The 12,442-nt window shown below is 66.6% G+C and carries 7 protein-coding genes; 4 read left to right on the top strand and 3 right to left on the bottom strand.

What is annotated here, in order from left to right; translation table 11 throughout:
- The gene (locus AAD027_RS05280; RefSeq protein ID WP_341724971.1) at window positions 1–1,020 is read left to right on the top strand and encodes a LacI family DNA-binding transcriptional regulator; all 1,020 of its coding nucleotides are present in this window, start codon (window positions 1–3) and stop codon (window positions 1,018–1,020) included.
- Window positions 1,021–1,185: 165 nt separating this feature from the next.
- Here the strand turns inward: AAD027_RS05280 and AAD027_RS05275 are convergent, their stop codons facing one another.
- From AAD027_RS05275 to AAD027_RS05265, 3 genes are all read right to left on the bottom strand, one after another.
- Window positions 1,186–2,640: an MFS transporter gene (locus tag AAD027_RS05275; protein ID WP_341724970.1), complete on the bottom strand. Its 1,455-nt coding sequence runs from the start codon at window positions 2,638–2,640 to the stop codon at window positions 1,186–1,188.
- Between the two features lie 140 nt (window positions 2,641–2,780).
- A complete protein-coding gene (locus tag AAD027_RS05270; RefSeq protein WP_341724969.1) occupies window positions 2,781–5,327 on the bottom strand; it encodes a glycoside hydrolase family 3 protein in 2,547 nt (848 codons plus the stop codon).
- A gap of 135 nt (window positions 5,328–5,462) precedes the next feature.
- A complete protein-coding gene (locus tag AAD027_RS05265) occupies window positions 5,463–8,243 on the bottom strand; it encodes a TonB-dependent receptor (protein WP_341724968.1) in 2,781 nt (926 codons plus the stop codon).
- Between the two features lie 229 nt (window positions 8,244–8,472).
- Here AAD027_RS05265 and AAD027_RS05260 point away from each other — a divergent pair, with 229 nt between their 5' ends.
- The 3 genes from AAD027_RS05260 (at window position 8,473) to AAD027_RS05250 (ending at window position 12,432) form a co-directional block, all read left to right on the top strand.
- Window positions 8,473–9,945, top strand: a complete 1,473-nt coding sequence (locus AAD027_RS05260) for a glycoside hydrolase family 30 protein (protein ID WP_341724967.1) — start codon at window positions 8,473–8,475, stop codon at window positions 9,943–9,945.
- 158 nt (window positions 9,946–10,103) lie between these two features.
- Window positions 10,104–10,580, top strand: a complete 477-nt coding sequence (locus tag AAD027_RS05255) for an LEA/WHy family protein (protein WP_341724966.1) — start codon at window positions 10,104–10,106, stop codon at window positions 10,578–10,580.
- Between the two features lie 61 nt (window positions 10,581–10,641).
- Entirely contained in the window at window positions 10,642–12,432 is a 1,791-nt protein-coding gene (locus AAD027_RS05250; RefSeq protein WP_341724965.1) for an acyl-CoA dehydrogenase C-terminal domain-containing protein, read from the top strand.
- Window positions 12,433–12,442 lie beyond the last annotated feature (10 nt).

Raw genomic sequence — 12,442 nt, 5'->3', positions numbered from 1 at the left:
ATGACCGTGCGCGTACGCATCGAGGACGTGGCCAGGGCCGCCGGCGTGTCGATGAAGACCGTTTCGCGTGTGCTGAACAACGAGGCCACCGTGCGCGACGACACCCGCAGCCGCGTGCAGGAAGTGGCCAAGGCGCTGAACTACCGCCCCGACCCGTCCGCGCGCAGCCTGGCCGGGCGCAAGTCCTACCTGGTGGCATTGCTGTACGACAATCCGTCGGCCAACTACCTGATGGAAATCCTGATGGGCGTGGTGGAAGCCTGCCAGGCTCACCACTACGGCATGGTCGTGCAGCCGCTGCTGTACGACAGCCCCGACTTCGTGGAGACGGTAATCTCGCTGGTGTCGTTCTCGCGCTTCGACGGGCTGATCCTGACCCCACCCATCACCGACAGCGTCGAACTGCTGGACCGGCTGGACGAACTGGCGATTCCCTACGCCTGCATCTCGCCGAAGAACCGCGAGGGCCGCATTGGCGTGACGCTGGAGGAGCACGATGCCGTCAGCGACATGGTGGCTCACCTGGTGTCGCTGGGGCATACCCGCATCGCGCACATCAAGGGACACACCGCGCACGGCGCCAGCGAATGGCGCTTGGCCGGATACCGCGCAGGCCTGCGCCGCACCGGCCTGCGCTACGACCCCGCGCTGGTGATCGAGGGCGAATTCTCGTTCGATTCCGGGGTCCGGGCCGGCCACGTGCTGCTGGATCTGCCGGAGCCGCCCACCGCCATCTTCGCCGCCAACGACGACATGGCCGCCGGCGTGATGAGCGTGGCGCACGGCCGCGGCCTGCGCATACCGGACGACATCTCGGTGTGCGGCTTCGACAACACGCCGATGTCGCGGCAGATATTCCCGGCACTGACCACCGTGCACCAGCCCACGCAGGACATGGGCAGGCAGGCCACGCTGGAACTGCTGAAGGCCATCCGCGACCCCGCCAGCGGCGAGATGGTGCGGATGCCGTACGCCCTGCAACTGCGGCAATCGACCGGATCGGCACCGCGCAGGCCCTGAGCCTTTGCGGCGTTCTCCGTCGTCCGTCCGCAATGGGCGGCTCCCTGGCGGACCATGAAGTTGTCCGCGCTTGGGCACGGGGTGCGATAAAAAAGCCACCGGGCCGGAGAGCGGACCCGATGGCTCGCGGTGCCCGCCCTGGCCGTCGGCCAGGGCGGCGCGCGCTCAGTGGCCGTTGCCGGCGGCCAGTTCGTCCAGGTCGATGCCCTGCCTGCGCAGCGTGCGCGTGGCGGCGATCGCGTAGAAGGCGAGGTAGGCGAAGCACGCCACACCGACGATGAAACTGAAGTGGATGCCCACCTTGTCGGCCAGCGCGCCCTGCGCGAAGCTGACGAAGCCGCCGCCCATGATCATCATGATCAGCAGGCTGCTGCCCTGGTTGGTGTTGTTGCCCAGGCCGGTGATGGCCAGGGCGAAGATGCACGGCCACATGGTGCTGCAGAACAGGCCCACGCTGATGAAGGCCACCACGCTGGTCATGCCGGTGGTGGACATGCCCAGCAGCAACGCGGCGATGCCGCACAGCGCGAAGTACAGCAGCATGCGCGCCGGGTTGCCCCGGCTGGCCAGCGTGGCGAGGATCATCAGCACGATGACCAGTGCGTAGCCGAAGAACTGCGACACGTCGTGGCGCATGATGGCGTTGACCGCCAGGAACACGCCGAACGCCAGGTACGGCAGCAGCAGCGTGAGCCAGCGCTTGACGCCGGAACCGACGTTGAAGGCACCCGCCGCGCCACCCCAGCGGCCGATCATCAGGCTGGCCCAGTACAGCGACACGAACGGCGCGATCATCGAGGTGTCCAGCCCCAATCCTTCCTCCGACTCCAGGTAGGCCGGCAGGTTGCTGATGGTGGAGACCTCCACGCCCACGTAGACGAAGATCGCCAGCATGCCCAGCACCAGCTGCGGATAGGCCAGCGCCGACTTCTTGTGGATCAGCTTGCTGCTGTCCTGCGCCTCGCTTTCGGACAGGCGCTCCAGGTCGATGTGGTTGGGCACAGAAGAGAACTTCAGGAAGATCGCCACCACGATGAAGGCCACGCCCAGCACCAGGTACGGCGTCTTCACGCTTTCGATGCTGGCCTCGGTGCCGCCGGCCAGCACGCTGCCGAAGATGGCCACGCTGACCAGCAGCGGCCCGATGGTGGTGCCGAAGTTGTTGATGCCGCCGGCCAGCGTCAGCCGTTGCGCACCCGTCTTGGGGTCGCCGATGACGATCGCCAGCGGGTTGGCGGCGATCTGCTGCAGCGAGAAGCCCAGGCCGACGATGAACAGGCCCGACAGCATCAGCGCGAACGAGCCGGCATTGGCTGCCGGGTAGAACAGCAGCGTGCCCAGCGCCGAGATCACCAGGCCCAGGCAGATGCCGTTCTTGTAGCCGATGCGGTTGAGCAGGTCCTTGCCGATGCTCTTGGAGATCGCCACGTAGATCAGCGAGCCCACGGTGTAGGCCACGTAGAAGGCCACGGCGACGTACTGGCTCTGCGCCTGCGTCAGGTTGAAGGCTTTCTTGAACACCGGGATCAGGATGTCGTTGCTGGCCGCAACGAAGCCCCAGAAGAAGAAGACGGTGATCAGCACGCCGAACTGCGACCATCGGGTGGTTTGTGTCGTCATGGAATGGATTGCCTGCTGGTTGGGGGTTCGGTGGCCCGGTGGGCGGACGGAGCCGCCAGCCTACGTGGCCGCCGCGCGATTACATCATGCACCGCATCATGGCGTCCCGCGGCTTGCCGGCCGCGGGACGCATTCCGCACTTACTGCGCGCATTTCACCGCATCGGCGTCGTCGGCCGCACCGGCGACCACCTTGATGTTGGTGAAGGCCGCCGCGAACGGCGCATCGGCACTGATGGCGAACGGCACATCGATACCGGTCAGGTCGGCGCCCAGCGTGCCGAGGCAGGCCAGCGGCACCTTCACCGTCTGCTTGCCGCCCACGGCCTGGCCGGTGAACCTTGTGGTCAGGTCGACGCGGGCGCCGCAGCCGGCGCCGCAATCCACGCCGAACCGCACCGGCGAGGTCGGCGCCTGCTTGACCAGCACGTCGAACTGCACGGCGCCGCGCGCGGTGGCCAGCGCCGCCAGATTGTTCTTCGACGGATTGCGCGAGAAGAAGCGCGCCGGCGCCAGCCAGGTGACTTCCTTCGCGTCCTGTTGCGTGTTGACCTGCACGGTGGCGACCTGCACGGCAGGCCCAGCCTGCGGCCAGCGCAGCACCTGGTTGAGGTCGGCGCCGACGGCCTGCTCGGCCCCGCCCGCCGCCACGTGCAGCGCGAACGGCGCGATGTCGGACAGGTTGAAGATCGGCAGCGTGCTGGCTTCGCCGCAGGCGGTCCTGTCGTCTTCCGGCAGCTTGCCGACAGGCTTGGCATCGCCATAGCGCAGGCCTTGGCCGACCGCGAACTGCGGCGCGGAGTCCTTCGCCGGGCAAGCGATCGCCGGCCACGGGAAGGTCAGCGTGCCGCGGAAGTCGTGCGCGGGCGCGCCGTCTTCACCGGCCACCAGCACATCGGCCACGCCCTTGCCTTCCGTGCCCGGCAACCAGCCGGCGACGAAGGCGCTGGACAGGTTCAGCAGGTCGTTGGCGTACAGCGCGCGGCCGGACAGGAACACCGTCACCACCGGCTTGCCGGCGGCTGCGGCGGCCTTCAGCACGGCCAGATCCTCCGGGTGGCGGCGGCTGTGCGCCATCGTGTCGGACGGCACGATGTCGCCGTTGGTTTCGGCGTAGGGCGTTTCGCCGAAGACGGCCACGGCCACGTCGAACGTCGCCGGGTCCACGCCTTCGGCGCTGTCGCGGTGGATCACGTTGCCCTCGCCCAGCGCTTCGCGCAGGCCGGCCAGCACGCTGTCGGCATTGGGGAAATCGGCGTTGGTGTTGTCGGTGCCCTGCCAGGTCAGCGACCAGCCGCCGGTCTGGTTGGAAAGGTCGTCGGCGCTCTTGCCGACCACCAGCACGCGCTGGCCGCGCTTGAGCGGCAACGCGCCATCGTCGTTCTTCAGCAGCACCAGCGACTCGCGCACCGCGCGGCGCGCCAGGTCGCGGTGCACCAGCGATTCGGGCTTGCCGGCGTAGCGGCTGTCGGACGGCTTGTGGTCGAACAGGCCGGCGCGCAGCTTCACGCGCAGGATCCGCGTCACCGCATCGTCGATGCGGGTCTGCGGGATCTCGCCCGCCTTCACCTGCCGCACGGTGTTGGCGATGAACGCCTTCCACGCGTCCGGCACCATCACCATGTCGATGCCGGCGTTGATCGCCCGCGGGCAGCTGTCGTCGGTGCAGCCGGTCACCTGGCCGATGCCGTTCCAGTCGGACACGACGAAGCCGTCGAAACCCATCTTCTGCTTCAGTGCGACGTCCAGCAGCTCGCCGGGGCCGTGCATCTTGCCGTAGTCCTTGCCGGCGGCGACGTCGTTCCAGCTGTTGAACGAGGCCATCACCGTCTGCACGCCGGCCTCGATGGCGCCGTAGTAGCCCTGGCCGTGCACGTTGATCATTTCCGACTGCGAAACCAGCGCGTTGCCCTGGTCCTTGCCGCCGTCGGTGGCGCCGTCGCCGATGAAGTGCTTGGCGGTGGCGACCACGTTGCCGTCCTCCTTCAGCGCGCCCTGCATGCCCTTGACGTAGGCGACGGCGTACTCGCGCACCAGCGCCGACTGGGACGAATAGCTTTCGTAGGTACGGCCCCAGCGGGCGTCCTGCGCCACGGCCACGGTCGGTGCGAACGTCCAGCCGATGCCGGTGGCGCGGGTGGACTGGCCGGTGGCCTCGGCGATGCGCTCGATCAGTTCGGCATCGTGCGCCGCGCCCAGGCCGATGTTGTGCGGGAAGATGGTGGCGCCGTAGACGTTGCTGTGCCCGTGCACGGCGTCGGTGCCCCAGATCACCGGTATCGGCACCTCGGCATCGGTCGCCATCGACGCGGCGTGGTACTGGTCGGCCAGCTTCAGCCAGTCCTGCACCGTGGCGCGCTTGTTCATGCCCGGCCACGAACCGCCGCCGTTGAGCACGGAGCCGATGTAGTATCGCCGCACCTCGTCCGGCGTGATCGACTTGATCTCCGGCTGCACCATCTGCCCGATCTTCTGCTCCAGCGTCATCGTTGCCAGGATCTCGGCGACCCGCGCCTCGATGGCGGGATCCTTCGCGAAGCTGCTGCGCAGCGCGGGCCAGTCCTCCAGTTCGGCGGTGTCGCTGGCGGCAGCGGGCGCCTTCGCCTGCCGCTCGTCTTCCTTCTTGCCGGTACAGGACAGGCATGCCAGCAAGCTGGCTCCCAGCAGGGTCGCGCGGATCGGGTTCACTAAGCATCTCCCTTGGATGGCGGCGTGCACCCCGTCCCCCGACAGGATCCGCGCCTGGATGAAAAGCCCACGGGATGCGGCGCATGCCGCACCGCATCCCGTCGGGCCAGGTCGCTTTTCAGCGGCGTATCGTCGTCACAGCCTGTAGCGGAAGCCCAGCATGTACTGGCGACCGTATTCGGTGTATTCCTCGGGGAAGAACAGACCGGTGCCGGTGCTCTCGCTGACTTCGGTACGGAAGGGCTCATTGTTGAGGTTGTTGACCTGCAACAGGATGGACAGCCCCGATAGCGCACTCGACTCAGGGAAATCGTAGCCAAGCTGCAGGTCCAGGGTGCGCTCACTGAGCGTGAAACGGTACTGGCGCTGGCCGAACAGCGAACTGTACTCACCACGATAACGGTCGCGGTAGCGCTGGCTCAGGCGCGCGGAGAAACCGTGCTTCTCGTAGTACACCGTTGCATTGGCCACGATCTTGGACAGGCCCGGGATGGTGTCGGTGCCGGTCGAATCGTCGTTCGGGTCCGGATCGATGGAGGATTCGGTGTACGACGCATTCAGCAGCGCGCCGAAACCATCCAGCGACGGGTGGATGATGTCGCCAGAGATCGCCCCACTGATTTCGATACCCCGCATGTAGCCGCCAGTGCCGTTGGCCCAGGTGCTGTAGCTGCCGAAGTTGGAACTGGGCGACGCGCCGTCCGGATCGTACGCGCTGAAATCCCAGTTCGGGAAGTCCTGCCGATAGATGTAGGTTTCCAGATCCTTGTAGAAGACCGCGATGGCGGCGTATGCGGCAGGCCCGAAATACTTCTCGAACGAGAGGTCGTAGGCCGTCGCACGGTAAGGTTCGAGCGTGGGATTGCCGCCGCTTCCCACCCACACGTTCTGATCATTCACGCTCGCGCTGCTGTCGGCGCTCAGATAGTTGATCGGCGGGCGCATCAACGTCTTGGCCGCGGCGAAGCGCAGCATCCAGCCGTCGCCGAAATCAGCGGACAGATTCAGGCTTGGCAGTATGTCGCCGTAGCTGGCGCCCAGCGTTTGCGCGCCCACGATCTCTTCGTTGTTGGCGTTGAAGCCGGTGGAATGTTGCTCGGTGCGGATATATTGCACGCCGGCGTTGCCGCGCAGACGGACCCTGTCGGTCACGTCCAAGTCCAGGTTGGCCTTGGCGTAGAAGGTCTTGACCGTTTCCTCGACGATGAAATCCTTGCGCAAATCGTCATTGCTCTCGCTGACGTACACGTCGTAATAGCGGTTCAGCAGCGCGCGCGGATTGAAGCTCAGCACGTCGCCCATGCCGACAAAGCCGAGCGAGGTGGGCGAGTACAGCAGCGACGGATCGACCAGGACCGGCGCGCGGTCGTTCGGCAGATCGGCGAAGTAAACGGTCGCGACCTTCTCCTTCGTGCGCCGGTTGTAGTTGAAGCCCACGTCGTAGCTGCGCAGGAAGTCGGACTCCACGAGACGATTCAGCTCCACGCGACCGGCCTTGATGGTGTCCTTCTGGAACGAGTCCTCCATACGGCCGTCGTGCCCCCAGTTCTGGGGATCCCACAGGTACACCGCACCTGGATCGGCCATGTCGGGCAGTGTGTAGTGCGCGAAACCGGGACTGGTACGGATATCGAAATCCACGCTTTGGCCGCCTAGGCGGCCGGCGTAGAGCTCCAGCACCGATTGCTCGCGTTCGGCGCGCGAGTAGCTCAGGTCGGTCTTCAGCGTGTAGATGTCGCCCCAATGGAACGTATTGGCCCAGCCTGCCGACAGCAGCTTGTCTTCGCGCTGGTTGCTGTCGTTTCGCACGGCGGGACGGACGCCATTCAGGGTGCCGCTGGTGACGACGTCATGGCCCTTGTAGTTGCCGACCGTCGTGTTGCTGTAGCTGACGCCGCCATCCAGGAACCAGGGATCGTTGTTCCACATGGCGCCATGCATCACCTCGTCCTGCTTGAACTTGGAGTAATAGACATCCAGGATGCTGTGGAAGGCGTCGTTGGGCTTGAACTCCAGCACGCCCATCACGCCATCGCGCCGCAGGTCGCGCGACTTGGTCCAACCCTCCGAGCCCTGCAGGGTGATGGCGTCGGCCGGACGGCCGGCTTGCGGCGGATCGCCCCAGTCCACGGCATCCATGTCCGCCCACCACCATGCCTTGTAGTGCTTCTCCTGGAACGGCGAATCGATGCGCGCAACGCCCAGTGCCACACCGATGGTGTCGTTCGCGAACTGGTCCACATACGAAGCGCTGGCGCGATAACCCTTGTCGTCGCCGTCCGCACTCAACTTGCCGAACGAATTGTCCTCGTACTGGCCGCCGACCATGATGCGGCGCTCGCCGATGCTCAGCGGACGGATCGTCTGCAGGTCGACCGTGCCGGACAGGCCCTGCCCCACCAGCGAGGCGTCGGGCGTCTTGTAGACGACGACGGCATTGATCAGTTCAGCCGGGTACTGGTCGAACTCGACACCGCGGCTGTCGCCGGTGCTGACTTGCTCGCGACCGTTGAGCAGGGTGCTGGCGAACTGCTCGGACATGCCACGGATGTTGATGACCTGCGAGCGGCCGTCCACGCGTTGCGTGGCCAGGCCCGGCAGGCGCGAGATGGAGTCGGCGATGCTGATGTCGGGCAGCTTGCCGATGTCCTCGGCCGAGATCGCTTCGACGATGGACGTGGATTCGTTCTTGGTTTCCACCGCGTTGGCGATGGCGGCGCGGATGCCGGTGACCCTCACCGTATCCAGCGTTTCCACGCTCGGGTCCGCCGGCGTTCCGGCCTGCTGCGCGTGTGCGGCCGAGGATGCGAACAGGGCAAGACCGCAGGCCATGGCCAGTGCGCCCTTGCGTGGCGCACGACGGATCGCGGCGGCATCGGCTGTCGCGGGCTGTTGTTTTATTGTTATGTGAGTCATCTGGCCCCTCTCCGACCGTTGTTGACAGCGCTGTCATATACGACCTTTAATTGGGCTGTCAACAAACCCATAACAAATGTGCCGGCATCGTGCGTGCAGGATTGAATTTGCTTGCGTGATGCGAAAAACAGACCGTGCTTTCGCTGCAATGCAGCACCCGGTTTGCGCGGATTCCGGGAGGGATCCGGCGGCAGGATTCCGATATTCGCCATCACGGGAGGCGCTCCGCATGAACAAACCCCTGGCAAGGCCCGTCGGCCTGCTTTCATCCACGCTCGCCCTGCTGCTTTCGTGCCTGGCAGGCGATGCGCAGGCGCAAACCGCCGCCACGGACGGCGCCGAGGTCGCGGTCTGGATCACCACCTCCGACCATCGCCAGGTGCTTTCTCCCTCGAAGACGGCGCGGTTCGGCGATACGTCCGCGGCGAAATGGCACATCGCCATCGACGACACCCAGCGCTATCAGCAGATGGTGGGGTTCGGCGCCTCGCTGACGGATTCGTCGGCATGGCTGATCCAGCACAAGCTCGACGACACCCAGCGCGGCGCGCTGCTGGAGGAACTGTTCGGACGCGAGGACGGCGGTCTGGGCCTGAGCTTCTCGCGTCTGACCATCGGCGCCTCGGACTTCTCGCGCCATCACTACAGCCTGGACGACCCACCGGACGGCCAGCCCGATCCGGAGTTGAAGCACTTCAGCATCGACGAGAACCGCGGAGACGTGATCCCGGTGGCACGCGCGATGCTGGCGGTCAATCCGCAGCTGAAGATCATGGCCTCGCCATGGAGCGCGCCGGGCTGGATGAAGGACACCGGCAGCCTGATCCAGGGTCGCCTGCTGCCGCAGTACTACGACGCGTTCTCGCGCTACCTGCTGGAATACGTGGACGCGTATGCGGCCGAAGGCATCCCCATCTTCGCGCTGACCGTGCAGAACGAACCGGACTACGAGCCGGGCGATTACCCGGGCATGCGCCTGAACGCCCCCGAGCGCGCACGCCTGATCGGCGACCACTTGGGGCCGATGATCGCCAGGCGCGGTGAGGGCCCGCTGATCTTCGACTGGGATCACAACTGGGACAAGCCCGAGGAGCCGTTGGGCGTGCTGTCGGATCCTGTCGCGGGCCAGTACGTCGCCGCCGTGGCCTGGCACTGCTACGGCGGCGACGTAGCGGCGCAGACGCCGGTGCACGATGCGTTCCCCGACAAGGACGCCTACATGACCGAATGCTCGGGCGGCGACTGGGAACCGGTGCGCAGCGGCGGCCTGACCCTGCAGGCGCGCAACATCATCATCGGCACGTCCCGCCACTGGTCGCGCGGCGCGCTGTTCTGGAACCTGGCGCTGGACGAGAACAACGGCCCCTATGCCGGCGGCTGCCACACCTGCCGTGGCGTGGTCACCATCGACTCGCGCACCGGTGCGGTCAGCCGCACCGACGAGTACTACGCCCTGGCGCACGCCAGCCGCTTCGTCCGGCAGGGCGCGCACCGCATCGCCTCCAGCGAAACCGGCGGCGATCTGGACAACGTGGCCTTCCACAATGGGGACGATGGCTCGCTGGTGTTGCTGGTCACCAATTCGGCCAAGCGCCCGCGCACCTTCACGGTCGGACAGGGCGGGCGGCGCTTCGCTTACACCCTGCCGGCCAGGAGCCTGGCGACTTTCGTCTGGACGCCGGTGGAAGCAGCGCGCCCCTGACGCATGCGGTCTGTCTTGTAGGAGGGGCTTCAGCCCCGACCAGCATTACCGAACGTCGGGTCGGGGCTGAAGCCCCTCCTACAGGGTGCCGGCACCGGGAATGCGCCATCGCCATACGCCGTAGTATCCTGCCGCTTTCCCATCACTCGAGGTGCGGCATGATGCGGCGTTGGTCTCTGGCGGTCCTGATTGTGGCGGCGGCCTTTCTGGCGGGGTGTGGCGATGGCCGCGTGCGGCGCGTCTCCGATCCGGCGGCCAGCATCCAGCAGCTCACCGTCAATGCGGATGGGCGCTGGTCCGTGGACCTGCGACTGCAGAACTACAGCAGCATCCCGATGCGCTTCGATACCGTGACGCTGGCGGTGCAGGTCGGCGAGCAGGACGCCGGCACGTTGCAGGCCACGCCGGGACTGTCGATCGGCCCGGAATCCGCCGACGTGGTGACCCTGCCCTTCGCGCCCAGCAGCGCCGCCCGCATCGTGGTGGCCGATTCGCTGGCCGGGCGACGCCCGCTGCCCTACACGCTGAAGGGCAGCGTGGGCGCCACGCCGGAAGAAGCCAAGCTGCGCAACTTCGACGTGGACACCCGCAACACCCTCAATCCGGTGCCCGGACTGGACGGCGTGCTGCGCTGATCGCGCGCACGGCCAACGTCCATCCCCGACACCTCCATAGAACCGAGTACGAGAACCCCGCATGACCGCCTACAAAGCCCCGCTCAACGATATCCGTTTCGCCCTGTACGACGTGCTGGGCGTGGAGCCCCTGTTCCAGCGGCTGGGCTACGCCGACGCCACGCGCGACATCCTCGACGCGGTGCTGGAGGAAGCCGGCCGCTTCGCCGAAACGGTACTGGCCCCGCTCAACAGCGTGGGCGACGAAATCGGCAGTCGGTTGGACAAGGACACCGGCGAGGTCACCACGCCGCCGGGCTTCAAGCAGGCCTATACCCAGTTCGTCGAAGGCGGCTGGACCGGCCTGACCGCCTCGCCCGATTTCGGCGGACAGGGCCTGCCGCACACGCTGGGCGTTCCGCTCAACGAACTGGTCAACGCCAGCAACCTGGCGTGGGGCAACTTTCCGCTGCTGTCGCATGGCGCCGTGGAAGCGCTGAAGCACCATGGCGAGGACTGGCAGCGCGAGGTATTCCTGAAGCCGCTCGTCGAGGGCCGCTGGACCGGCACCATGTGCCTGACCGAACCGCATTGCGGCACCGACCTGGGCCTGCTGAAGACCCGCGCCGAACCCAACGCCGACGGCAGCCATTCCATCACCGGCACCAAGATCTTCATCACCGCCGGCGAGCACGACTTCACCGACAACATCGTGCACCTGGTGCTGGCCAAGCTCCCCGACGCGCCGCCGGGCGCGAAAGGCATCTCGCTGTTCGTCACGCCGAAGTTCAAGGTGGCGCGCGACGGCACGGTAGGCGAGCGCAACGCGGTGCGCTGCGGCTCCATCGAACACAAGATGGGCATCAAGGGTTCGGTCACCTGCGTGATGAACTTCGACGGCGCCGAAGGTTATCTGGTCGGCCAGCCGCACAAGGGCCTGCAGGCGATGTTCACCATGATGAACACCGCGCGCCTGGGCGTGGGCCTGCAGGGCGTCGGCCTGTCCGAGCGCGCCTACCAGAACGCCCTGCTCTACGCGCGCGAAAGGCTGCAGACGCGTTCGTTGAGCGGTCCCAAGTTCCCCGACAAGCCGGCCGACCCGATCATCGTGCATCCCGACGTGCGCCGCATGCTGCTGACGGTCAAATCCCTGGTGGAAGGCAGCCGCCTGCTGGCGCTGCACGCCGGCACGCTGATCGACATCGCCAACCATGCGGAAGACCCGGCCGAGCGCGAACGCGCCGACACGCTGGTCAGTTTCCTGACCCCGATCTCCAAGGCCTGCCAGACCGAGTGGAGCATCGAGAACACCTACCACGCGCTGCAATGCTTCGGCGGCCACGGCTACATCCACGAGCACGGCATGGAGCAGCTGGCCCGCGACGCGCGCATCACCACGCTGTACGAAGGCACCACCGGCATCCAGGCGCTGGACCTGATGGGCCGCAAGACGGCAGCCACGCAGGCGGCGGGCCTGAAGCTGTTCCTGGCCGACGTGCATGCGTTCGTGCAGCAGCAAAAGGACAACCCGGCGCTGGCCGAGTTCATCGACCCGCTGCAGCAGAAGGCGGCGGAATGGGCCGCGCTGACCAAGAACATCCTGCACCGCGCGGCCAGCAATCCGGAGGAGATCGGCGCCGCCAGCACCGACTACCTTTTCTATTCCGGCTACGTGGTGCTGGCCTACTGGTGGGCGCGCAGCGTGGCCGCCGCCGAGGCCTCCGCGCATGGCGACGCCTTCAAGCAGGCCAAGCGCGAAACCGCACAGTTCTACTTCGCCCGCATTCTGCCGCGCACGCTCGCGCATGCAGCGGCGATCGAGTCCGGCGCCGGCACGCTGATGGCGATGGCATCGGAGCGCTTCGGCGACTGAGCGCCTCGTA

It is taken from the genome of Pseudoxanthomonas putridarboris (assembly GCF_038321125.1).
In the GTDB taxonomy this organism is placed as follows: Bacteria; Pseudomonadota; Gammaproteobacteria; order Xanthomonadales; family Xanthomonadaceae; genus Pseudoxanthomonas_A; species Pseudoxanthomonas_A putridarboris.
This window is presented reverse-complemented; position numbering and strand designations above follow the sequence as displayed.

What these genes read in the sequence shown, in the direction of transcription:
- AAD027_RS05260 (WP_341724967.1), top strand. Translation starts at nt 8,473, where the DNA reads ATGAACAAACCCCTGGCAAGGCCCGTCGGCCTGCTTTCATCCACGCTC.
- AAD027_RS05280 (WP_341724971.1), top strand. Translation starts at nt 1, where the DNA reads ATGACCGTGCGCGTACGCATCGAGGACGTGGCCAGGGCCGCCGGCGTG.
- AAD027_RS05275 (WP_341724970.1), bottom strand. Translation starts at nt 2,640, where the DNA reads ATGACGACACAAACCACCCGATGGTCGCAGTTCGGCGTGCTGATCACC.
- AAD027_RS05255 (WP_341724966.1), top strand. Translation starts at nt 10,104, where the DNA reads ATGATGCGGCGTTGGTCTCTGGCGGTCCTGATTGTGGCGGCGGCCTTT.
- AAD027_RS05250 (WP_341724965.1), top strand. Translation starts at nt 10,642, where the DNA reads ATGACCGCCTACAAAGCCCCGCTCAACGATATCCGTTTCGCCCTGTAC.
- AAD027_RS05265 (WP_341724968.1), bottom strand. Translation starts at nt 8,243, where the DNA reads ATGACTCACATAACAATAAAACAACAGCCCGCGACAGCCGATGCCGCC.